This window comes from Nocardia kruczakiae NBRC 101016, assembly GCF_001612965.1.
In the GTDB taxonomy this organism is placed as follows: Bacteria; Actinomycetota; Actinomycetes; order Mycobacteriales; family Mycobacteriaceae; genus Nocardia; species Nocardia kruczakiae.
Genome location: NZ_BDBL01000013.1, coordinates 159,123 through 180,971, shown reverse-complemented (window position 1 = coordinate 180,971; position 21,849 = coordinate 159,123). Strand labels below are relative to the sequence as shown.

Here is a 21,849-nt window from a genome sequence, read left to right as displayed (position 1 = left end):
CCACGTGCCGACGGCGACCTTGCCGGGCCGGGTGACGCAACCGGATGCGGTGATAGCTTGCAAGACAAGCTCTTTCACCGTGGCGGCCGGTTACGCCGTCGACCCGGCCATCGCTCACCGGTACCGCTGGGCCGAAGGGCCACTGTTGTCCTGAATGGCACGTCCGGCGTCCGCCTACTCGGTGCCCGCGTCCGTCGTGGATGCGGCGGCGACGCGTTCCAGGGCGCGGAGATCCTTCTCGCTGACTCCGTAGAGCAGGTAGGCGAGCATGAAGCCGATGATGCCGCCGACGCACAGGATGCGGACCGCCCAGATGATGGATTCGATGTCCGGCGCGGGCAGGAACGTGATCCCGGTGACGCCGACCAGGGGTACCGCGGCGGCCGCGGTGAGGTATATGCCGGTGCGCCGGGCGAGCCGGCGCAGGTGTTCGACGTCGGCGGCGTCGGACCGGCCGTGTGCGAGGAAGAGTGGGTACAGGAACCGGACCACGTACCAGGTGATCGCGAAGTACGGATAGGCCAGTGCGACCGCACCGCAGACCACCAGCGAGAGCAGGAAGTGCGCGTAGGTGCCGCGCGGAACGCCGCCGGCGACCAGATTCAGCATCACCGGAAACAGCACGCCACCGGCGAACCAGAACACGAAAGCGATCGCGGCCACCCGGTTGGGCAGTCGCAACGCATCGATGCGGGCCCCGGTGAGGACCGCGTCGGGATAGCTACGCCCCTTGTGCAGTCCGATGGATATCTCGAGGAGGTGGCGCGCGGTGTAGAGGATCAGCAGGGTGGCCACGACGATGGCCAGCGGATACAGCACCCGGGCCACGTCGTGGAAGGACTGCTGCATCTCGGGCGTGAGTTTGCCGACGATCAACGTCCTATTGTAGTAGTAGTTGTACCAGGCGGCCGCGAGGTTCGGTACGGCGATCGCGATCGCGAGAATCGGTATCGGCCACAGCGGCCCGCGCGGCCGGTGACTGTGTGAGGGCGCGTCGACCAGATCGCGGGCCCGCGGGTCGAGGCACAGCTCGAATTGCTGGGCCAGCTCCGTACCGTTGTTCCATCGATCGGTGCGTTGGGGTGCCAGGCAGGTCAGCAGCACGCGGCGCAGCGAGGCCGGGCAGTCGGCGGGAAGGTCGTCGAGGAATTGCGGCGCTATCGGGTGGCGTCGCATCTCCAGCAGCTGTTCGACCGAGCCCTGGGAATCCTTCGCCTCGGTCGGGGGGAACGGCCGCCGCCCGGTCAGCAGCTCCCACAGCATGACACCGAGGGCGTAGATATCGCTGCGCGTGTCGAGGTCGTCCACCGTGCCGGGCAGCTCCGGGTGGCTGGCTTCGAGATGTTCGGGCGACATGTAGGCCAGCGATCCGCCGAAGTACGCCACCGGGCTGCTGCCCGCGAGGTGGTCGCTGAAACTGATGTTGAAATCGGCCAGTTCGGGTGCGGCGTCCGCGGCGAGCAGGACGTTCGCCGGCTTGATATCGCGGTGCAGCACACCGCGCCGTTCGGCGTACGCGAGGGCTTCGGCGAGCCGGCGTCCGAGCCAGGCCACGGTTTCCGGCCAGGACAGAGTCGCGATCTCTTCCCGGGCGTGACTGCTCGACGTGGGAATCTCGCCCTTGTCCTTCAAAGCCTCGTCGACGGCGTCCAGCAGCAGCCGGCCGCTGCGTCGCGCCGGTGCGGTCGCGTGGACCCGCGTCAGCACCGACGCCAGCGTTCCGCCCGGAACGTATTGCATATACAGCAGTTTCAGCCCCAGGTCCGGCAGCACCCGCTGGTCGTACACCCGGACGATGAATTCGTGATCCAGCTGGGCGAGGGTCTGGGGTTCGGTGCCGTGGTCGGCGGAGATCTTCACCGCCACCAGGCGCTGCATCGACCGCTGCCGCGCCAGGAACACCTTGGCGAAGGCGCCGTGACCCAATTCCAGCAGCAGATCGAAATCGTCGATCCGGTGGCCGGGTTCGAGGTCGGCGCCGGGAGCGGCCGCGGTCGGCTGCGGCCCGAGCGTGCCGGTGGATTCCTCGGCTTCGGCGGGCCGCCGGACAGTGTTCACCGTCCGATCGGCCAACGGGTCGAAGGCGGCGGTGGCATCGCCTTCCGATCGAGCGCCCATATGCTGGTCACTCCGGGATGAGACGTCGAGACATGGTGAATTTTATCGCGCCCGGGACGGTTATCCGACAGCGATTTTCCCGCTTTTCGAGGGTCCGAATCCCGCCCAGGTCGACCGGCGCGCCGTAGCCGGTCGGTTACTTTTCGGTGACGATTGTTATGGCGGATGTCGACCGGTTATACCGTCGTTACAGCGAGTGAAGAGCTTTTCTGGGCGTTGCAGGCGTTTAGGAGGTTCGAATGGTAGTGCTCGTACAACGCCGACCGGCACCGGTGGCCGTGGCGGCGAATCTATTGCTCGACAGCGAAGCGAATTCGGCAAATTCTTTTCGGCGCAAGCGTTTTCGGTGGCCGGGGCAACTGGCCGACAGGTTCGTTTCGGCGGCGGCGCAACTGTATGTCGGTGAGGGAAGATCGCAGCTGTCCGCCGTGCGCACGCTGGCCGATATCGCCGACGCCTCCGCGTCCACACCGCGCCAGCAATGCGTGGACGTACTGTGCGGTTATCTCCGGCTGCCGCGCGCGACCGGACGGCTCGGCGGCTACGACCGGACGGTCCGGCGGACCATTGCGGCGGTCATAGCCGAGCACCTCCGCCGCGGCGCTCGGCGCAGCTGGTCGCGCGCCACATTCGATTTCCGCAATGCCCAGCTCGACGATGCCGATTTCACCGACGCGGTTTTCGTCGGCCCCGCGATATTCGAGGGTGCGAATCTGGCGGGCGTCACCCGATTCGACGGCGCGAGATTCTCCGCGGACACCCATTTCCAGGATGCGGCCTTCGATACCGCGTGGTTCCGGGAGGCGGTGTTCGCCGATTCCGCCAGATTCTTCGGCGCCCGATTCACGCGGGCGCGGTTCGACGGAACAACCTTCCGCGGCAGCGCCCAATTTCCCCTGGCGGTCTTCGCCGGCGACGCTCGATTTCATCGGGCGGCGTTTCGTGGCGGGGCGTACTTCGACAGTGCGCAGTTTCGCGGCCGGGCCGACTTCGGCGCGGCCGGCTTCGCGGGACCGGCCCGATTCGACGGGGCCGCGTTCACCGTCGGCAGCTCGTTCGAACGCGCCCGCTTCCACGATCCGATCCCCTCGGAAGAGCCGCCGGCCGACGCGGCCGGGTGGTTCGTCGCACCCGCCCCGTACGAGGTTGCCGACCGGGTGCCGGTGGCCGCATGCCGGTAGCCGCACCCTGTCTGCGGCGGAAGCAATGTGCCCCGCTCGGACTGCCGGTTTCGCGGTTGGCCGCCGCAATCCTGGGTAGTAGCTCGGACGACGGTACTTGTACGGGCTTGGAGGTCCGGTGTTTCAGGCGTTGATCGGTGTGGTGTCGGGGGTCGGCCGGACGGGGACGGCTCTCATCGGCGGCTCCGCGCGGCTGCCCGTGCGGGTGGTGTCCGCCGGGCAGACCGCGCTGCGGCTGACCGAGGTCGCCGACGATATCGCCGGGCAGTTGCAGCGCGAGGTGCGGTCGTTGCTGAACCCGTCGCTGCGCCGGGACAGGAGACGGATCGCCGCCGTCGAGGATCGTGTGATCGTCGAAGTGCGGGGTCTGTGCTCGGAGCGCAGCGAACAGGTCGCCGAGGCCGTGCACCGGCGCGTGGGCGCGCTGCCGGGCGTGCACTGGATGCGGGTGAACGCGGTGACCGGGGATGTGGTCGCCGCGGTCCGCGACGATGCGGCGGTGCCCGGACTGGTCGACGCGATCGCCGCCGCCGAGGAGGACGCCGGCGTCGCCGATACCGTCTGGGACCCGAGTGCCGAACATCCCGCTGATCTGGAACCCGTTGTATCGGCGGCGATTTCGCTGGCCGGGGACCTGCTCTCCGCCGGTGTCACCTTCGTCGGAGCGGCCATTCCCGGACGCAACGGCGTGGCGACGCTGCAGTCGCTGGTCGCGCTGGCCGACTCCCAGCCCCGCATCCGGCGGCTGCTGGAACAGCGTCTCGGCCGGGCCCGCACCGATCTGCTGCTCACCACCGCGAACGCGTTGGCCCAGGCCGCCGGCGACAGCCCCGCGAACGTCCTGGTCGATGCGTTGCACCGAGGGTTGGCCGTCACCGAACACGGTGTGCGCCATGCCCGTTGGCGGTTGTGGGAGGTCGAACACGGTCACCGCCGGGCCCGCGACATCCTGCAGTCCCCGCCACACCGGCAGCGGCCGGTCGAACTGCCGCCCGGCCCGGTCGAGCGGTGCGCGGACGAGGCCTCGGCCGCCGCCACCGCCGGAGCCGCGGCCGTGGCCGCGGGGCAGGGCCTGTCGTCGGTGGGCCGGGCGTTGTCGCTCGCGGCGCCGAAGGCCGCGCGGGCGAGCCGGGAGAGTTTCGCGGCGACCGTATCGACGCTGCTGGCGACATCCGGCGTGCTGACGATGGATCCCTCGGTGTGGCGGCGTTTGGATCGCTTGAGCGCCTTGGTGATCGACGGCGCCGTGCTGTACGGAAGCGGACGCCTGGTGCTCGATGCCGAAACCCGCGAATCCGAACCGGGGAGCGCCGAGAAGTCCGGGTCGGACTGGACCACGGCTCAGGTGTGGAACGCCGCTCAGCGACTGTTGTGGTCGGGGCCGGACGCCGCCGCGGCGATGCCGGATACCGGTGACCTCCGGTTGCGACCGGACCCGGACCGCAATCCCGGCGACTCCATTCCCGGGTGGTACGACGTCTGTGACGGAACGAAGTTGCTGGGCCGGGTCCTGGTCGGCCGCGAACTCGATCCGCGCGCGCGGACACTGATGCTCGCCGCCCGGGCCTCGGGCCTGAAGGTGGTGGTGCGCGGACAGCGCGATGCGTTCGAATTGCGTTCGCTGGCAGATGAATTCGTCGAGCGTGAAGGGTCGGCGGCGGAACTGGTCTGCCGGTTGCAGTCCGACGGACATGCGGTGGGGCTGGTCGCCACCGATTGTGCCGGGGATCTGAACTGCGCGGATGTCGCCATCGGGGTGAGCCGGATCAGCGCAGTCGAGGTCGAGGCGATGCCGTGGGCGGCCGATGTGGTCTGCGGCGATCTCGATCAGGTCATGCGGGTGCTGCTGACGGTGGCTCCCGCCCGCCAGGTCAGCGAACGCGGCCGCGTTCTGGCGCTCTCGGCGTGTTCGCTCGCGGGCCTGCTGCTGGCCGCCGGTCGCTCACGCGACGCGTGGCCGGTGACCGCGGCACAGGCCAGCGGCCTGTTGCAGGGGACATGGGCGGGCGTGCAGGCCGCCCGCGGCCGGCTCCCGGAGTCGGGCGCGCCGCTGGTTCCCTGGCACAGTCTCGAACCCGACGAAGTGCTGACACGGTTGCCGGAGCCCGAACGCGGCGAACCGGCTCCCACGCGATCGTGGACCGCGCCGCTCACCCGTATTCCCGCGCAGCTGTCCCCGGCGACGCGCTTCTTCGCCACCGTGCGCCGCGAGCTGGCCGATCCGCTCACCCCGATTCTCGGTGTCGGCGCCGCGGCCTCCGCCGTACTGGGGTCGCCCGGCGATGCGGCGCTGGTGGCCGGCGTGGTGGCGGTCAACGCCGTGGTGTCGGCGTTGCAGCGCCAACGCGCCGAGAACGCGCTGCGCGACCTGATCGCGCACGAGCGGATCACCGGCCGCCGCGTCGAGCGCGCCGTGCTCGACCATGATCCCGAGCCGCCGAGCGAATCGGTGCCCGGCACGGCCCTGATGGTCGGTGACGTGATCGCGCTGCGCACCGGCGATGTCGTTCCGGCGGATGCGCGGCTGCTGCGCGCCGACGATCTGGAAGTCGACGAATCGGCCCTGACCGGCGAATCGGTCACGGTGACCAAGGACAGCCCCGCCACTCCCGGTGCGGACCTCAACCACCGGCGCTGCATGGTGTACGAGGCGAGCACGATCGTCAACGGCGCCGCGGTGGCGGTGGTGGTCGCGGTGGGGTCCGATACCGAGACCAACCGCGCCGCCGCGGTCGCGGTGCCGCCGCGCCTGGGGGGAGTGCAGGCGCAGTTGCGTGCACTCAGCGATCAGGCGCTGCCGTTGACGCTGGGTGGCGGTTCGCTGGTCACGGCGCTGGGATGGTTGCGAGGCCAGCGCATCCGCGCGGCCATCGCCGACGGGGTCGCGGTCGCGACCGCCGCTGTGCCGGAAGGACTTCCGCTCGTCGCGACGGTGGCGCAGCTGGCCGTCGCGCGGCGCCTGTCTCGCCACGGCCTGCTGGTGCGGGCCAGCCGGACGGTGGAGGCGCTGGGCCGGGTGAACACCATCTGCTTCGACAAGACCGGAACGCTCACTTTCGGCCGCCTGCGGCTGACCACTCTGGCCGACCTCGAGCATCAGTGGTCGCCCGAGGACGACGACCCGCGCGCCCGCCGGTTGCTGCGGGCCGCGGCCCACGCCTGCCCCGATCCGGACGACGGCCCGATCGTGCACGCCACCGATCAGGCGGTGCTCGACGCCGCCGGGCGGCTCGATCGCGACGAGCGCTGGGATACGGTCGAGGAACTGCCCTTCGAATCGAATCGCGGATACGCCGCGACGCTGGGGCAGACGCGGCGGCGGCACTGGCGGCTGATCGTGAAGGGGGCACCGGAGATCGTGCTCGCCCGCTGCACCGCGATCCGGACCCGCCGCGACGGTGCCGATCACGACGAACCGATGTCCGCCGATCATCGCCGGGCGGCCGACCGCATGATTCATCGCATGGCCGAACGCGGGCTGCGGGTGCTGGTCGTCGCCCGCCGCGATCTGTCCGCGGCGCCGGGGGATGTGGTGAGCGCGGTCGAGAAACTCACCCTGCTCGGCTTCATCGGGCTCGCCGACACCGCGCGCCCGCAGGCGCGTCCACTGGTCGGCGCGTTGCAGCGCAACGACATTCGCGTGCGGATGATCACCGGCGACCACCCCGTCACCGCCGCCGCCATCGCCGCCGATCTGGGTATCGACGCCGATCCGGTGGTGACGGGAAGCGATCTGGCCGAACTCGACGATGCCGCGCAGTCGGAGCTCATCGCGCGCAGCAGCGTCTTCGCCCGCGTCAGCCCGCAGCAGAAGGTGCGCATCGTCACCACGCTGCAGCGGCGGGGCGAGGTGGTGGCGATGGCCGGTGACGGCGGCAACGACGCGGCCGCGATCCGCACCGCCGACGTCGGCATCGGACTCACCGCGCAGGGATCCACCGCCGCCCGCAATGCCGCCGATCTGGTGCTGACCGATCCCGATCCGCTGGTGCTGCTGCACGCGCTGATCGAGGGGCGCGGCATGTGGCGGCGCGTCAGCGATGCGGTCGGCATCCTGGTCGGCGGCAATGCCGGTGAGGTCGCGTTCACGGTCCTCGGCACCGCGCTCGCGGGCCGCGCCCCGTTGGGCACCAGGCAGTTCCTGCTGGTCAACATGCTCACCGACATGTTCCCGGCGATGGCCGTGGCGCTGTCGACCGAGCGGTCCGGTGACGAGGAGCCCACCGGCCACCAGGAACGCGCCGACTTGCTCGCCGCACAGCTCGCCGCGCGGCCGCGCACCGATATCGCCGGGGATCTGCGCCGCACGATCGTGATCCGCGGTTCCACCACCGCGGCCGCCTCGACCGTGGCGTGGTCGATCGCCCGCTGGACCGGCACCGAACGCCGGGCGGCGACCGTCGCGCTGGTCGCGCTGGTGGGCACCCAGCTCGGGCAGACGGTCCTGGCCGCCCGCCACAGCCCCCAGGTCTGGCTCACCGCGGCCGGCAGCGCGGCCTTCCTGGGCACCGTCGTCATGACGCCCGGACTGTCGACCTACTTCGGGTGCCGCCCCCTCGGTCCGGTCGGCTGGACCACCGCGCTCGCCTCGGCGGCGACCGCGACCGCCGTCGGCGCGCTCCTGCCCTCCCGCCGCCCCACCGAACCGGGACAGCTGGCGCCCGGCCCGGAAGACGGCGAATCCGTCGAGGACCGCGAGCGCCCGCTGAGCATCGAAAGCGTTGGCGTGCAATCTCATTGACCGTCGGTCGCTGCGTGGTACCGCTGCCGGGCGACCGCCGGTCCCTCGAACCGCAACCTCCGCCGTGCCAGGTGAAGATGGGCCTTGGCACACCTCCCCGACCGCCGGGCCGTGCTGCTCAACCGCGTGCGGCCACTGTCGGGGCGGATGCCTCGGGCGGCCACAATCGCGCCGCCCAGATGAGCGTATCCACGGACGGCGTTCGCAGCTTCGCTGTCGCCTTCGATTCCGTTGAGCGCGTCTTCGACCAGTCGGAGACCGGTGTCGTTCGCGTCGTGGTAGATGAGAACCCGCGTCCGCTTGACCTTGGCCTGCGCCTCGTACAGCGGATCATCTGCCGACTCGGCAGCCCATTCGAGCCGGTCGAGCACAGTAGGGGCGAGCTGAATGAAGCCGAACCTCCTGCACAGCCGTTCGGTGGTTCTACAGCGGCCATCTCGGCGGCCAGCTCGGTCAGCGCCGGCGGTTCGACCGCACGCACATACCTCCCCTCCGCAAGCACGGCACGCAAATCGGCCAGCCCCTCCAGGCGCCCGTCCTCTTCGATGAGGTCGCGGTAGGGCGTACCGGTCAGCCGTTCGGGCTCCACGCGCAGCGGCAGCCGAGAACGCCGGGCTCGCTGGCTCCCGGCCTTGCTCAACCGCCTTGACCATCGCCAGACTGTAGTTCGCGCGATCGGCCAACTGCCGCTGGCTCAGACCCGCGATTTTCCGCTCAGCCGCGATGATCTGAGGATCGCGGCGTCGCTCGGTCGCCGCGGTTCTTTCGCAGGCGTGCGAACTCGTCGCCCCACACCAGCGCGGCAGCGGTTTCGACGGTTATTCGTGGCCCGGTCGATGCGCCGCCGCGGGGCGCCCCGATCGGATGCGGGGAAGACCGCGGCGGTCCTCACCGTCGATATCGTGCACCGGGTCCGCGCCGGACCCGGGCCGGGAGGCGCGCATCTCCCACCAGTAGGTCGCCGCGACGGTGGCATAGGCAATGGCGACGGCTGCGGCGATGCCGGCGCCGCCGGTCAGCGTGAGCGCTATCGGCATGAGAGCTCCCTCCTCTCGGCGTCGGCGTCGGCGGAGGCCCGGCGGGCGGGCCGCATGACGGTGTCCCACCACGATTGCAATGGGCTGGGGTCGGGCCAGTGCACGACCGTTTGCACCGTCTCGGGCGTCCCTGGGTGGTGTGGCGAAATGCGGGCAGGGGTGTGGTCAGTAGGCGAGGCAGTCGTAGTCGTCATCGGCATGGGGGAGAGTCCAGGACTGATCGATGCGGTCGGCGGTGTCGAAAGCGGTGCGAATGCGTTCGGCCAGGGGATGCACCCCGGTGAAGTCCGGGCCGCTCTCACGGTCGCGGATGTCGGCCAAGGCTTGCTGTTCGGCGCGGTCGGCGTCGCTGCCTGCGGGAAATGCGGTCATCACGGACTCCTTCTGCGAGCAATCACCGGCGCGGTGGCGCCGGTGCGGATCGGAAAAGGGGCCGGATGGGCCCGGAAGCCGCAGCTGACCGAGCCCACCCGTGGATATACGGCTTCTGGTCAGGCCGTGATCGCCTGCCGGTCGCGCTCGACCCGGTCCACGCTGATCTTGCGTGGTTTGGCCTTGTCCGCCACCGGGATTCGCAACCGGAGTACGCCGTCGCGGTAGTCGGCGCGAATGTGATCGGTGTCGAGGCTGTCACCCAGCATCACCTGTCGCCGGAACACCCCGCGGACGCGTTCGGCCGCGATCATCGACCTGCCCGAGTCGATTCCGGGGCGCGACGCGCGCACGGTGACCACGTTGCGTTCGATATCCACATCCAGCGAATCGAGGTCGATGCCGGGTAGGTCGAACTCCACCATGAACTCGTCACCCTCGCGCCAGGCGTCCATCGGCATCGCTACCGGTCGAGCCTGCGTGCCGAACACCTGCTGCGTCGAACGGTCCAGATCACGAAACGGATCGGTGCGCATCAGCATGGTCGCCACCTCCAGTTCACTCCTTATATCACTCGAAGGAACCTCAGATAACCTCTGTTACCTGACACAGATTTATTTAGCACTCCAGTCAGGAGAGTGCAAGAAGTCGTGGGAGATAAACTGGTTACCGCACGGAGAAGGGAGCAGGATGGGTTCGGATCGGCGCGAGGGGCATCTACCGGGGTCCAGCCAGGCGGTGTACCCGATATCGGTCACTGCCGAGCTGGCCGGTATCGAAATCCACACCCTGCGCCTCTACGAGCAACACGGCCTGATCACGCCCGCCCGCAGCGCCGGCGGGACCCGGCGCTACAGCGGCGACGACCTGGCCCGGCTCCAGCGCATCACCGCCCTCACCCGGCAGGGGATCCATCTGTCGGCCATCGCGCGGATCCTCGACCTCGAAGACGACAACAGCGCTCTGCGCGCTCACAACACCGCCTTGACCGCCGAACGCGACCAGCTGCGCGACACGATCGGCGACCGGCAAGCATCGCACTGACCGCGGTGGATCCGGTCGCGGTCAGAACCCGAGCGGGTAGGCGGCGATCGCGTCCTTGCCGTGCGGTGGCAGCGGCGCCGTCCAGGAGACCCGGCCACCGGGGAAGACCCGGCAGCAGCCGCCGACGTCGCGGGCGCGCGCGTGCACCGTCGACACCATCGCCGTCGGCAGTGCGTCGGCCGTGGTGGTGCCGGTGGGGTCGAGGGTGTCGATGGTGACGGTGAGCACGTCGGCCACGGTGACGGTGACGACGATCGCCGCGACGCCCGCTCGCGCGGCGGCAGCGGAGGCGGTATCGGCGACCACCGCTTCGACGTGTTCGGCCACGACATCCGGCACCTGCTGCGCCGGGCCGGTCACCGCGACGATGCTGCGCAGCTGGGTATGGCCGATGCGGCGCTGCACCGCACGCTCGACGCGTTGGAGCAGTCCGGCGCCGCGCGTGAACGGGACGATGCCGTCACCCGCCGCTCGCTGGGGGGTGAGGGATATCGCATCGCCGCTACGGGATTCCGGATCCGCGTAATCGGACCGCAGCATCGCGTCGACCAGTTCGAAAGCCTGCGACAGCGCATTCCGTACCGCGCCGTGGGCGGTGGGATCGCTGTCGTTGCGGCCAGTGGGGATGGAGCCCATGGATGACGTGAACCTCTTCGTACCGACACACAACGAACCGACCCTCCGTGTAGAGCCGAGAACGTCCTCCCCAGAATGACCGGTATCGGCCACGCTAAACCGGAAGCGCCCGATTCGGGTCGTGAGGGATCGGACACAGTGCGCCATCCGCTCACCTGGTCGTTTGTCCGAGTGGCCGCGCGACTCAGTCGATTTCGGCAGACCGATGACCGATCGGGCCCGGATGCGTCATACAGATATGGATCAGCGAGTGGAGGCAGCGCGCGACGGCGACCAGGTCGCGTTCGCGCATCTGGTCGAGCCCGTGCGGCGCGAGCTGCAGGTGCATTGCTATCGCATGCTCGGCTCAGTGGAAGACGCCGAGGACGCCGTGCAGGAGACGCTGTTGCGGGCGTGGTCGCGGCTGGACAGCTACGCCGGGCGCGCCCCGCTGCGCGCGTGGTTGTACGGGATCGCGACCCATGCCTGCCTGGACGCGCTGCGGCGGCGCAAGGCCCGGGCGTGGCCGGCCGATCTGGCCGGCCCGGCGGACCCGCATCGCTACGAGCTGGGCACGGTGGATGTGCCGTGGCTGCAACCGTATCCCGATCGGTTGCTGGACGTGGCCGCCGCGGGAGAAGAACCGGAGGCGGTCGTCACCGCGCGGGAGACGATCGAGCTGGCGTTCCTGACCGCGATCCAGCGGCTGCCCGCGCGTCAGCGCGCCGTGCTGATCCTGCGCGACACGCTGGACTGGTCGGTCGCCGACACCGCCGCCGCGCTGGGGGTCAGCCGGGCGGCGGTCAACAGCGCGCTGCAGCGGGCCCATGCCACCCTGTCGGAACATCTTCCCGCACAACGAGATCGATGGCATCCGGTGTCGACGGCGTCCGAACGCCGGGCGCTGGCGAAGTTGATCGGCGCGTGGGAGAGCGCGGATCCGACCGCGCTCGTCGCACTGCTGCGCGACGACGCGACGCTGATCATGCCGCCGGGGACGGTGTGGTTCGCCGGTCGCCGCGACATCGGCACATTTTTCGCCGACCATGTCTTCGGCGAGATGGGCAGCGGCTGGCGGCTTCGGCCGACGGGCGCGAATCGGCAACCGGCGTTCGGGCTGTACTGGCGCGAGCCCGGCGCGGACGCGTTCGACGCGTTCGCGATCGGGGTGCTGACCGTCGACGGCGATGCGCTCGCCGAGATCGCGCTGTTCCATCAGCCGGAGTTGTTCGCCGCGTTCGCGCTGCCGCCCGCGTTGCCGTCGCAGAGCTGATGGACGCTCGGCGCGTGCGGTGCTGGAGCGTGGTGCTGCAGCCGGGGGACGCACTCGATTACGTGGCCGCCGACTGGGCCGACACCCTCGTCGTGGTGAGCAGCGGCGAACTGGAGCTGGAATGCCGCAGTGGCAGACGCGCCCGATTCGCCGCCGGAGCGGTCCTCGCACTCGCCGCCGTGCCGGTGCGACGGCTGCGCAACACCGGCCCCGAGCCCCTGGTGCTCTCCGCGGTCACGCGACGACTCCACCGATGACGGACCGCCCCCGCGCGCGTCACACAGGTGAAGACATCGAATTCACCGAGTAGGAGCACAACATGTCCGTCCCAACCACTGTGGCCGGCAAGGCGATACTCGTCACGGGGGCCGGGCGCGGCCTCGGGCGCGCGCTCGTCGACGAGGCGCTGCACCGCGGCGCCGACCGGGTCTACGCCGCGGCACGGCGACCGGTCGACCATCCGGATCCGCGCGTCACCGCGGTCCGGCTCGACCTCACCGATCCCGACCAGATCCGTACGGCCGCCGAACTCGTCGGCCCGCTCGACGTCCTGGTGAACAATGCCGGCGTCTCCACCCCGGACGATCTGTCCGATTCGGCCGCCATCGAGGCCCATCTGGCGGTCAACCTGTTCGGTACGTATCGGGTCACCCACGCCTTCCTGCCGCGATTGCGTGAATCCCGCGGAGCCGTGGTGAACGTACTCTCGCTGGCCGCGCTGGCGACCGTGCCCGTCACGCCCGCCTACGCCATCTCCAAGGCCGCCGCCTTCTCGATGACGCAGTCGCTGCGATTCCTCTCGGCCGCGCACGGGGTCGGTGTGCACGCCGTCCTGCCCGGCCCGGTGGATACCGACATGATCCGCGGCTGGGACATTCCCAAAACCGCGCCGGCGGCGGTGGCTCGCGCGATCCTGTCCGGGCTCGCGGAGGGCCGGGAGGAGATCTTCCCCGATCCGATGTCCGCATCGCTCGCGACGGGGTGGGACGACGGGGTCGTCAAGAGTCTGGAGCGCGCGAATGCCGCTGCCGTGCAAGCAGTGGCGGTGGCGTCGTGAACGACTTGCGGCCGACGATGGTGGTCGGCGGCAGCCGCGGGCTGGGCCGGGGGATCGCGGTGGCGTTCGCGCGCGCCGGTGCGCCGGTCGTGACCGTGGCGCGGACGGAGTCCGCACTGCGCGAACTGGCCGCCGAGACACCCGGCATCGACATCGAGGTCGCCGACGCGGCCGATCCGACCGTGCCGGGGGCACTGCTCGACCGCCACCGGCCCGGCAACCTGATCATCGTCGCGGGTGCATCACCGCTGATGCGGCCGCTGCACCACCACACCTGGGAGACGTTCTCGGCGAACTGGAATACCGACGTGCGCATCGCCTTTCACTGGTTGCGCGAAGCGCTGCTGACACCGCTGCCGTCCGGCGCTCGCGTGATCGTCGTCAGCAGCGGCGCCGCCGTCCAGGGTTCACCGCTCAGCGGCGGATACGCCGGAGCCAAGGCAACCCAGCGGTTCATCACCGGCTACGCCCAGGACGAGTCCCGGCGCGCCGGCGCCGACATCACCTTCACCACGGTGCTACCGCGGATCACTCCCGCCACGAGCCTCGGCCTGCCCGCGGTGCGCGCCTACGCGGCCCGCGCCGGCCGGAGCGTGCAGGAGTACGTCGAGCAGATGGGTGAGCCGCTCACTCCCGAGACCGCCGGCGCCGCACTGCTCGAACTCGCCTCCGCGGGTGAACCCGCGGCGTCCTACCAACTCACCGCCGACGGCCTGACGGCCCTGCCGTGATCGGCCGCGGACGCCATTCGACCGGAAGGAGAGGAACAGATGCGCAAGCTCATCGCAGCGATGAAGATCTCGGTGGACGGGAAATACGAAGGAGCACAAGGATATGCGGACTGGGTGCACGGCTGGTCCGATGACTACGGGCTGACGCCGCAGATCGACGCCTGTGTGCTCGGCAGCCGGATGTACGACGGCTACGAACCGTACTGGACCGCGATCAGCGACGACCCGGACAAACCCCTGCCCCAGACCGGTGCGGCACCGACGCGAGGCGAGCTCGAATGGGCCGACTTCGCCCGGAGCACACCGCATTACGTCGTCTCCGCGTCGAAAAGCGCGGCGGCGTGGTCGAATACGCGATTCCTGCGCGGTCTCGACGACGTCGCGGCACTGAAATCGCAACCCGGAAAGGACATCTACCTGATGGGCGGCGCCACCCTCACCGGCGCGGCGCTCGACGCGGACTTGGTGGACGAGATACGACTGATCGTCTACCCACTCATAGCGGGAACCGGGCCGTCCCTGTTCGGCGACGCGACCGTTCGCCATCCGCTCGAGCTCCGGAAATTCGAGCAACTGCCCGACGGCCGGCTGAGCTACGTCTACGACATCGGCTGAGCGCCATCGAACGCCGGACCGCTACCGGTCCGGCGTTCGATGTGGGTCGCCGCGATCAGGATGCCGTTCGCACCGGCGCCTGCTTCAGTTCGCGCAGCGCCGTGCGCAGCCCCCGGCGCTTGCCGGTCTCCGGGTCGACGCCGAAATGCGCCCGCATCCCGTCGCGAATCGCGAACCGCAACTCCGACGCGGTCTCCGGGGCGTCATCGGAGGTCGCGGTGAGCAGGGCGTTGGGCAGGGCCAGTTTCGCGATCGTCCGGAACGACTGCAGATATTGGCGGCCGAGCGAACCGGTCGTGTACGGCAGGTCGTATTTGTCGCACAGTTCCCGGACCCGGACCCCGATCTCCTCGTACCGGTTGCTGGGCAGGTCGGGGAACAGGTGGTGTTCGATCTGGTGGCTGAGGTTGCCGCTCATGAAGCGCATGAGCGGTCCGGCGCGAAAGTTGGCCGACCCCAGCATCTGTCGCAGATACCAGCGGGGCTGATCTTCCTCCGCGAGCTCCTCGGTGGTGAATTTCTCCGCGCCGTCGGGGAAGTGGCCGCAGAAGATGACCATGTAGGCCCAGTAGTTGCGGATGAGATTGGCGGTGGCATCGGCGGTCAGCGTCGTCTTCCAGTTGCGCCCCGACAACGCCGGATAGATCAGATAATCCTTGGCCGCCTGTTTGCCGACCTTCGTCCCGATGATGCGCAGATCCCGGAACGCCTGCCGCCACGTCTTGTCCTTGCGGCGGATCTTCTCCACCTCGAGGTGGTGCAGCGCCACGCCCCATTCGAACAAGGTCCCCAATGCCAGGTTGTACACCGGATTTCCGACGTTCCACCACTCCCACCGCTGGTCGCGGGTCACCCGCAGAATTCCGTAGCCGACGTCGTCGTCCTTACCGACGACGTTGGTGTACTTGTGATGGACGAAATTGTGCGAATGCTTCCATTGCACGCTGGGGCAGGTGGTGTCCCATTCCCAGGACGAGGAGTGGATTTCCGGATCGTTCATCCAATCCCATTGCCCGTGCATCACATTGTGGCCGAGCTCCATGTTCTCGATGATCTTGGCCAGCCCGAGCATCGCCGTGCCGGCGAGCCATGCGACCTTGCGATTGCTGAACATCAGCGTGACCCGGCCGCCCGCCGCCAGTGCGCGCTGCAGGGCGATGGTGCGATGGATGTAGCGGGCGTCCCGCTCACCGCGGGATTCCTCGATATCGCGGCGGATGGTGTCCAGTTCGGCGCCGAGCGCCTCGATGTCCTCGGGGGTCAGATGGGCGTAGGCGTCGATATCGGTGATGGCCATAGGGGCTCCTACAGATCGAGGGTGCATTCTCCGGACACGCTGCTGATGCATGTCTGGATTCGTTCTCCTTCGCGTCGCTCCGCGCCGGTGCGCAGATCGCGCACATATCCCCCCGCCAGCGGGACGACACACGTTTGGCAGATGCCCATCCGGCATCCGAAGGGCATCCCGATGCCCAGCTCTTCTCCTGCTTCGAGAAGTGTTGTGGCGCCGTCGATCTCCGCCTTCTTCCCCGATGCGGCGAAGTACACCGTTCCGCCCTCACCGCCGTGGTCGGTGCGGGCGATGGTGAATCGCTCGGTGTGCAGACGATGGCGCAGTCCGCCGGCTTCGTAGTGCGATTCCATCTCGTCGAGCAGCGCCGGTGGGCCACACGCCCAGCAGTGGCGTTCGCGCCAGTCGGGCACCCATTCGTCGAGTCGTGCGGCATCGAAATTGCCCATCTCCCGGGTGAGCTGGAGCGTCAGGTCGTAGCCGGGGGTGTCCGCGGCCCGGCCCTGCATCTCGTCCAGGAAGATGACGTCGTCGCGGGTGGGGGCCGAATGGATGTGGCAGATGTCGGGCGCCTGCTCATGGGTCTCGAGGGCGCGCAGCATCGCGATCACCGGCGTGATCCCGCTGCCCGCGGTGACGAACAGCAGTTTGTCCGGCACCGGCTCCGGGAGATGGAAATCCCCCTTCGGCGCCGCGAGTCGGATGACGGTGCCCGGCTCGACGCCGTCGACCAGATGTGTCGACAGGAACCCGTCGGGATTCGCCTTCACCGTGATCGAAATGGTCTTGTCGCCGGTCGCGCCGATCGAGGTCAGCGAATACGAGCGCCAATGCCAGCGGCCGCCGATCTGCAGTCCGATGCCGACGTATTGACCGGGCGTGTACGTGGTCGGAAAACCCCAGCCGGGACGGATGGTGACGGTGGCCGAATCGGCGGTCTCCTTGACGACGTCGACGACCTTGCCGCGGAGCTCGCGCGCGGTCCAGAGCGGATTGACCAGGCGGAGATAGTCGTCGGGAAGCAGGGGCGTGGTGGCCCGCGCCACCAGCCCGCGCACGACGTTGACCCGCGGCGTCTTGGCGCTGACATCGGCGGCAGGCCGTTTACTCCATTTCAACAGATCCATGGAAGCCCTCACTTCCGTGTACATTCGTACACTCGAAATGCCTGTGCCTACGTGCGGTTGTATACCACCTTCCCGCGCGGGTACACACATGTTCTCGAGGTTCTCCGAAATCGGCCGCCTGGCCCGGGGGACCGCACGGTCACTGCGGCAGTGCGCCGATTCGAGTGGACGACTGTGCGCTGAAATGGCTCGCCACGCGATCCGAGCCGGATCAGCCGCCTCGTGGTTTGCCCCGGTCGTAGGCTTGCCCCATGGCACACGATCGCGACAGGGCACCTGACATCAAGCCTCGTTCCCGGGATGTGACCGACGGGTTGGAGAAGACCGCCGCCCGCGGCATGCTCCGCGCCGTCGGCATGGGCGACGACGACTGGGCCAAGCCGCAGATCGGCGTCGCCTCGAGCTGGAACGAGATCACCCCGTGCAATCTGTCGCTCGACCGCCTGGCCAAGGCGGTCAAGGAGGGCGTGCACGCGGGCGGTGGCTATCCGCTCGAATTCGGCACGATCTCGGTCTCCGACGGGATTTCGATGGGTCACGAGGGGATGCACTTCTCCCTGGTGAGCCGCGAGATCATCGCCGATTCCGTCGAGACCGTCATGATGGCCGAACGGCTCGACGGTTCGGTCCTGCTCGCCGGCTGCGACAAGAGCCTGCCGGGCATGCTGATGGCCGCCGCGCGCCTGGATCTGGCGAGTGTGTTCCTCTACGCCGGTTCCACGTTGCCGGGCAACGTCGACGGTCGCGACGTCACGATCATCGATGCGTTCGAGGCGGTCGGCGCCTGTATGAAGGGGTTGATCAGCCGCGAGGACGTCGACCGGATCGAGCGCGCGATCTGTCCGGGTGAAGGCGCCTGCGGCGGTATGTACACCGCCAACACCATGGCCTCGGCCGCCGAAGCGCTGGGCATGAGTCTGCCCGGCTCGGCCGCGCCGCCCGCACCCGACCGGCGCCGCGACGAGTACGCCCGCAAGTCCGGCGAGGCCGTGGTCGGACTGCTTCGCAGCGGCATCACCGCCCGCGACATCCTGACCCGCGAGGCGTTCGAGAACGCCATCACCGTGGTCATGGCGCTCGGTGGTTCCACCAACGCCGTCCTGCATCTGCTGGCCATCGCGCGGGAGGCCGGAGTCGAGCTGACCCTCGCCGACTTCAACCGGGTCGGCGACAAGGTGCCGCATCTGGGTGACCTCAAGCCGTTCGGCCGCTACGTCATGAACGATGTCGACCGGGTCGGCGGCATCCCGGTCGTGATGAAGGCCCTGCTCGACGCGGGCCTGCTGCACGGTGATGTGCTGACCGTGACCGGCGCGACCATGGCCGAGAATCTGGCGCACATCGAGCTGGGTCTCGACGGTGACGTGATCCGTCCGCTCGATCACCCCATCCACAAGACCGGCGGCCTGACCATCCTGCACGGCACCCTCGCGCCCGAGGGCGCGGTGGTCAAGAGCGCCGGATTCGACTCCGACGTCTTCCGCGGCACCGCGCGGGTCTTCGACGGTGAGCGCGCCGCGATGGACGCCCTCGAGGACGGCACGATCGGCGCGGGCGATGTGGTCGTCATCCGCTACGAAGGCCCCAAGGGCGGACCCGGTATGCGCGAGATGCTCGCGATCACCGGCGCGATCAAGGGCGCCGGGCTGGGCAAGGACGTCCTGCTGCTCACCGACGGCCGATTCTCCGGCGGCACCACCGGTTTGTGCGTCGGTCATGTCGCGCCCGAGGCCGTGGACGGCGGGCCGATCGCCTTCGTCGCCGACGGCGATCCCATCGTTCTCGACGTCGCCAACCGCATCCTCGACGTCGAGATAGACGAGGCAGAACTCGCCGCACGCAAGGTCGGCTGGGAGCCGCTGGCGCCGAAGTACACCTCGGGCGTGCTGGCCAAGTACCGCAAGCTGGTCAGCTCCGCGGCCCACGGCGCCGTGACCGGCTGAGATCTCGGCGCCGTGACCGGTGCGGCAGACGAGGTCGTGACCGTGCCGTAGCGTTGCGCCATGGCAACGTTGGTCAGTTTCCACGCCCATCCCGACGACGAGGCGATCACCTGTGGCGGGGTGATGCGCAAGGCGTACGAGCAGGGGCATCGAGTGGTCCTCGTGGTCGCGACACGCGGCGAGCACGGCGAGGTGCCGGACGGATTCCTCGACGAGGGGGAGCCGTTGTGGCAGCGGCGGGTTCGCGAAACCCACGCTGCCGCAGAGATTCTCGGCGTCGCGCGGGTGGAGTTCCTCGGCTACGTCGACTCCGGGATGATGGGCACACCCACCAACGACGCGGCCGGATCGTTCTGGACCGCTCCCGTCGAGGACGCCGCGCGGCGGCTGGCCGCGATCCTCGCCGAGGAGGACGCCGAGGTGCTCACCGTCTACGACGACAACGGCGGATACGGTCATCCCGACCATATTCAGGTCCACCGCGTCGGGATGCGTGCCGCCGAATTGGCCGGGACCCCACGGGTTTTCCAGAGCACCATGAACCGCGACGAGGTCGTGCGCGGTATGAAGGAGATCGCCGAGCAGGCCGGGGCGACGGGAATCGAGGCGCCCGACATCAGCGAGGTCGCCGAATTCGGAAAGCCGGAATCGATGCTGACCACGGCCGTCGACGTCTCCGCCTATCTGGGCCACAAACGCGAAGCCATGCGGGCACACCGGAGCCAGATCGACGAGCAGTCCTTCTTCCTCGCGATGCCGGATCCGGCGTTCGCCCGGGCGTTCGGCACCGAATGGTTCATCCGCAGCGGCGCGCGACCGGACATCCTCGAGACGGATCTGTTCGCGCCCCGGTGACACCCGCGCCCACCGACCGCCATGTGCGTCGGCCGCGCGCCGAGGCGGGCCCGGTCGGGACGCGATGCCGTGCCGCGGCATCGGCCCCGCTGTCCCGATCAGGACTGCGGGGCCGACGGGGAAACTTCTCCGATTACGTTCGGTCCGAGGGGGCGTCGAGGACGTCGAAGCCCTTGTAATCGGCCGCGGCCACCTCGGCGATGATCTCGCCGTACACGCCGAACCCGCCGACGAACGGCATGAACACGCGCGGCTTACCCGGCACGTTCGCGCCGAGGTACCACGAATTGGCTTGCGGCATCAGAGTTTTTGCCGCGCGCTCGGCGCATTCGGCGACCCAGGCCGAGACCGCGTCCGGGCGCGCCTCGAGGGCGGCCGCGCCGCGGCGGTCCAGGAAGTCGATCGCGTCGGCCACCCAGTCCACGTGCAGTTCCGAATGCAGCACCATATTGGCCAGGACCGAGGGACTGCCGGGCCCGGTGAGGTTGAACAGATTCGGGAAGCCGCTGATGCCCAGGCCCAGATAGGTTTTCGGGCCCTCGCGCCACGCCTCGTTCAGCGTTTCGCCGCCGCGGCCGACGATGTTCATCTTCGCGACCGAGCCGGTCATCGCGTCGAAACCGGTGGCCAGGACGAGGGTGTCGAGCGCGTAGTGCGCGTCGGTGGTGTGCACGCCCGCGGCGTCGATCCGCTGGATCGGTGTGGTGCGCAGGTCCACCAGTTCGACGTTGTCGCGGTTGTAGGTCTCGTAGTAGTTGGTATCGGTGCAGATCCGTTTGGCGCCGATCGGATGGTCGCGCGGGATCAGCAGGTCGGCGACGCGCGGGTCGTCGATCACCGCGCGCACCTTCTGCTCCCAGAACAGGCGCGCCGGCTCGTTCGCCTCGGCGGTCACCATCTGATCCGGGAACGTCTTGCTGAACAGCACACCGCCGAGCTGCCAGCGCTTCTCGTAGGCGTCGCGGCGCTCCTGCTCGGAAACCTCGAGGGTGTTCTTCGGATGCGGCTGGTGCGGTGAACCGCCGCCGCTGGCCATCGACAGCCGCCGCCGCTCCGGATAGCCGGCCTTCTGCTCGCGGCGCGTCTGCTCGTCCAGCGGCGTATTACCCGCGGGCACACTGTAATTGGGCGTGCGCTGGAAGACGTAGAGCCGCTCCGCCTGTTCGGCGAGATGCGGAATGGCTTGGATGCCCGAGGATCCGGTGCCGATGACGCCGACCCGCTGACCGGTGAGGTCGACACCATCGGCGGGCCAGCTGGAGGTGTGCAGCAGCCGGCCGGCGAAGGTCGGCAGCCCGTCGATGTCCGGGGTGTTGGCATTGGACAGCGGACCGGTGGCCAGTACGACGAACCGCGCCGTCACCTCGGCGCCGCTGTCGACGCGGACCCGCCAGCGCAGTGTGGTCTCGTCGAGCACGATATCGGTTACCCGCGTACCGAATTCGATGTCGCGGCGCAGATCGTAGCGATCGGCGACATGTTCGAGATAGGACAGGATCTCGGGCTGGGTGGCGTATTTCTCGCTCCAGTTCCATTCCTGCTGCAGGGCGTCGTCGAACGAGTACGAGTAGTCGACGCTCTCGACGTCGCAGCGCGCGCCCGGGTAGCGGTTCCAGTACCACACGCCGCCCACGCCGTCGCCGGCCTCGAACGCCCGCACGCGCAGACCCTGCCCGCGCAGCCGGTGGATCGCGTAGAGCCCTGCGATGCCTGCGCCGACGATCACCACATCGACGCCGGTACGGATATTCCCAGTGGACGATGTCGTCTCGGGGGTCACAGTCGGATACCTTTCGCCGGAGACCTGTTTCTCCGCCCTCGACGCTAGGAAAGGGCACGGTTCCCGGGC

19 protein-coding genes are annotated in these 21,849 nt (G+C 69.1%); 10 read left to right on the top strand and 9 right to left on the bottom strand.

Annotated elements, in window-relative coordinates:
* Positions 1 to 174: 174 nt before the first annotated feature.
* Positions 175 to 2,118: a serine/threonine-protein kinase gene (locus tag NK1_RS11460; protein WP_084460774.1), complete on the bottom strand. Its 1,944-nt coding sequence runs from the start codon at positions 2,116 to 2,118 to the stop codon at positions 175 to 177.
* A 428-nt stretch (positions 2,119 to 2,546) separates the two neighbouring features.
* On the opposite strand from NK1_RS11460, the gene NK1_RS11455 reads away from it, so the two are divergent.
* Positions 2,547 to 3,299, top strand: a complete 753-nt coding sequence (locus tag NK1_RS11455; protein ID WP_167354252.1) for a pentapeptide repeat-containing protein — start codon at positions 2,547 to 2,549, stop codon at positions 3,297 to 3,299.
* Between the two features lie 118 nt (positions 3,300 to 3,417).
* Complete coding sequence (locus NK1_RS11450) at positions 3,418 to 8,040, top strand: cation-translocating P-type ATPase (RefSeq protein ID WP_063008479.1); 4,623 nt, start codon at positions 3,418 to 3,420, stop codon at positions 8,038 to 8,040.
* Here the strand turns inward: NK1_RS11450 and NK1_RS35655 are convergent.
* From NK1_RS35655 to NK1_RS11430, 4 genes are all read right to left on the bottom strand, one after another.
* Positions 8,034 to 8,411, bottom strand: a complete 378-nt coding sequence (locus NK1_RS35655) for a hypothetical protein (protein ID WP_063008478.1) — start codon at positions 8,409 to 8,411, stop codon at positions 8,034 to 8,036. The genes NK1_RS11450 and NK1_RS35655 overlap by 7 nt on opposite strands.
* A 447-nt stretch (positions 8,412 to 8,858) precedes the next feature.
* On the bottom strand, positions 8,859 to 9,077 hold the full coding sequence (locus NK1_RS11440; RefSeq protein WP_063008477.1) for a hypothetical protein: 219 nt from the start codon (positions 9,075 to 9,077) through the stop codon (positions 8,859 to 8,861).
* Between the two features lie 165 nt (positions 9,078 to 9,242).
* Complete coding sequence (locus tag NK1_RS11435; protein ID WP_063008476.1) at positions 9,243 to 9,449, bottom strand: Rv3202a family protein; 207 nt, start codon at positions 9,447 to 9,449, stop codon at positions 9,243 to 9,245.
* Positions 9,450 to 9,568: 119 nt separating this feature from the next.
* Positions 9,569 to 10,006: an Hsp20/alpha crystallin family protein gene (locus NK1_RS11430; protein ID WP_174552714.1), complete on the bottom strand. Its 438-nt coding sequence runs from the start codon at positions 10,004 to 10,006 to the stop codon at positions 9,569 to 9,571.
* A gap of 133 nt (positions 10,007 to 10,139) precedes the next feature.
* On the opposite strand from NK1_RS11430, the gene NK1_RS11425 reads away from it, so the two are divergent.
* Positions 10,140 to 10,493, top strand: coding sequence for a MerR family transcriptional regulator (locus NK1_RS11425; RefSeq protein ID WP_063008475.1), 354 nt, complete (start codon positions 10,140 to 10,142; stop codon positions 10,491 to 10,493).
* A 21-nt stretch (positions 10,494 to 10,514) separates the two neighbouring features.
* Here the strand turns inward: NK1_RS11425 and NK1_RS11420 are convergent, their stop codons facing one another.
* A complete protein-coding gene (locus NK1_RS11420; RefSeq protein ID WP_063008474.1) occupies positions 10,515 to 11,129 on the bottom strand; it encodes a hypothetical protein in 615 nt (204 codons plus the stop codon).
* A gap of 238 nt (positions 11,130 to 11,367) precedes the next feature.
* On the opposite strand from NK1_RS11420, the gene NK1_RS11415 reads away from it, so the two are divergent.
* From NK1_RS11415 to NK1_RS11395, 5 genes are all read left to right on the top strand, one after another.
* Positions 11,368 to 12,381, top strand: coding sequence for an RNA polymerase subunit sigma-70 (locus tag NK1_RS11415; protein ID WP_063008473.1), 1,014 nt, complete (start codon positions 11,368 to 11,370; stop codon positions 12,379 to 12,381).
* A gap of 14 nt (positions 12,382 to 12,395) precedes the next feature.
* On the top strand, positions 12,396 to 12,638 hold the full coding sequence (locus NK1_RS11410; protein WP_218023101.1) for a hypothetical protein: 243 nt from the start codon (positions 12,396 to 12,398) through the stop codon (positions 12,636 to 12,638).
* 62 nt (positions 12,639 to 12,700) lie between these two features.
* On the top strand, positions 12,701 to 13,438 hold the full coding sequence (locus tag NK1_RS11405) for an SDR family NAD(P)-dependent oxidoreductase (RefSeq protein ID WP_063008471.1): 738 nt from the start codon (positions 12,701 to 12,703) through the stop codon (positions 13,436 to 13,438).
* A 17-nt stretch (positions 13,439 to 13,455) separates the two neighbouring features.
* Entirely contained in the window at positions 13,456 to 14,169 is a 714-nt protein-coding gene (locus NK1_RS11400; protein WP_063008470.1) for an SDR family NAD(P)-dependent oxidoreductase, read from the top strand.
* A gap of 39 nt (positions 14,170 to 14,208) precedes the next feature.
* Positions 14,209 to 14,784, top strand: a complete 576-nt coding sequence (locus NK1_RS11395) for a dihydrofolate reductase family protein (protein WP_063008469.1) — start codon at positions 14,209 to 14,211, stop codon at positions 14,782 to 14,784.
* A gap of 55 nt (positions 14,785 to 14,839) precedes the next feature.
* On the opposite strand, the gene NK1_RS11390 is transcribed toward NK1_RS11395, so the two are convergent.
* On the bottom strand, positions 14,840 to 16,081 hold the full coding sequence (locus NK1_RS11390; protein WP_063008468.1) for a fatty acid desaturase family protein: 1,242 nt from the start codon (positions 16,079 to 16,081) through the stop codon (positions 14,840 to 14,842).
* A gap of 8 nt (positions 16,082 to 16,089) precedes the next feature.
* Positions 16,090 to 17,202 (bottom strand): ferredoxin reductase, encoded by a 1,113-nt coding sequence (locus tag NK1_RS11385; protein WP_063008467.1) that lies wholly within the window; start codon positions 17,200 to 17,202, stop codon positions 16,090 to 16,092.
* A 251-nt stretch (positions 17,203 to 17,453) separates the two neighbouring features.
* Between NK1_RS11385 and ilvD the strand changes: the two genes are divergently transcribed.
* Positions 17,454 to 19,145, top strand: coding sequence for a dihydroxy-acid dehydratase (gene ilvD, locus NK1_RS11380; protein WP_063008466.1), 1,692 nt, complete (start codon positions 17,454 to 17,456; stop codon positions 19,143 to 19,145).
* 60 nt (positions 19,146 to 19,205) lie between these two features.
* Positions 19,206 to 20,000: a PIG-L family deacetylase gene (locus NK1_RS11375; protein WP_063008465.1), complete on the top strand. Its 795-nt coding sequence runs from the start codon at positions 19,206 to 19,208 to the stop codon at positions 19,998 to 20,000.
* 133 nt (positions 20,001 to 20,133) lie between these two features.
* Here NK1_RS11375 and NK1_RS11370 read toward each other — a convergent pair whose 3' ends face one another.
* Positions 20,134 to 21,780 (bottom strand): flavin-containing monooxygenase, encoded by a 1,647-nt coding sequence (locus NK1_RS11370; protein ID WP_063008464.1) that lies wholly within the window; start codon positions 21,778 to 21,780, stop codon positions 20,134 to 20,136.
* Positions 21,781 to 21,849: the final 69 nt, after the last annotated feature.

What these genes read in the sequence shown, in the direction of transcription:
- NK1_RS11460 (WP_084460774.1), bottom strand. Translation starts at nt 2,118, where the DNA reads ATGGGCGCTCGATCGGAAGGCGATGCCACCGCCGCCTTCGACCCGTTG.
- NK1_RS11440 (WP_063008477.1), bottom strand. Translation starts at nt 9,077, where the DNA reads ATGCCGATAGCGCTCACGCTGACCGGCGGCGCCGGCATCGCCGCAGCC.
- NK1_RS11435 (WP_063008476.1), bottom strand. Translation starts at nt 9,449, where the DNA reads ATGACCGCATTTCCCGCAGGCAGCGACGCCGACCGCGCCGAACAGCAA.
- NK1_RS11425 (WP_063008475.1), top strand. Translation starts at nt 10,140, where the DNA reads ATGGGTTCGGATCGGCGCGAGGGGCATCTACCGGGGTCCAGCCAGGCG.
- NK1_RS11420 (WP_063008474.1), bottom strand. Translation starts at nt 11,129, where the DNA reads ATGGGCTCCATCCCCACTGGCCGCAACGACAGCGATCCCACCGCCCAC.
- NK1_RS11415 (WP_063008473.1), top strand. Translation starts at nt 11,368, where the DNA reads ATGGATCAGCGAGTGGAGGCAGCGCGCGACGGCGACCAGGTCGCGTTC.
- NK1_RS11405 (WP_063008471.1), top strand. Translation starts at nt 12,701, where the DNA reads ATGTCCGTCCCAACCACTGTGGCCGGCAAGGCGATACTCGTCACGGGG.
- NK1_RS11400 (WP_063008470.1), top strand. Translation starts at nt 13,456, where the DNA reads ATGGTGGTCGGCGGCAGCCGCGGGCTGGGCCGGGGGATCGCGGTGGCG.
- NK1_RS11395 (WP_063008469.1), top strand. Translation starts at nt 14,209, where the DNA reads ATGCGCAAGCTCATCGCAGCGATGAAGATCTCGGTGGACGGGAAATAC.
- NK1_RS11390 (WP_063008468.1), bottom strand. Translation starts at nt 16,081, where the DNA reads ATGGCCATCACCGATATCGACGCCTACGCCCATCTGACCCCCGAGGAC.
- NK1_RS11385 (WP_063008467.1), bottom strand. Translation starts at nt 17,202, where the DNA reads ATGGATCTGTTGAAATGGAGTAAACGGCCTGCCGCCGATGTCAGCGCC.
- ilvD (WP_063008466.1), top strand. Translation starts at nt 17,454, where the DNA reads ATGGCACACGATCGCGACAGGGCACCTGACATCAAGCCTCGTTCCCGG.
- NK1_RS11375 (WP_063008465.1), top strand. Translation starts at nt 19,206, where the DNA reads ATGGCAACGTTGGTCAGTTTCCACGCCCATCCCGACGACGAGGCGATC.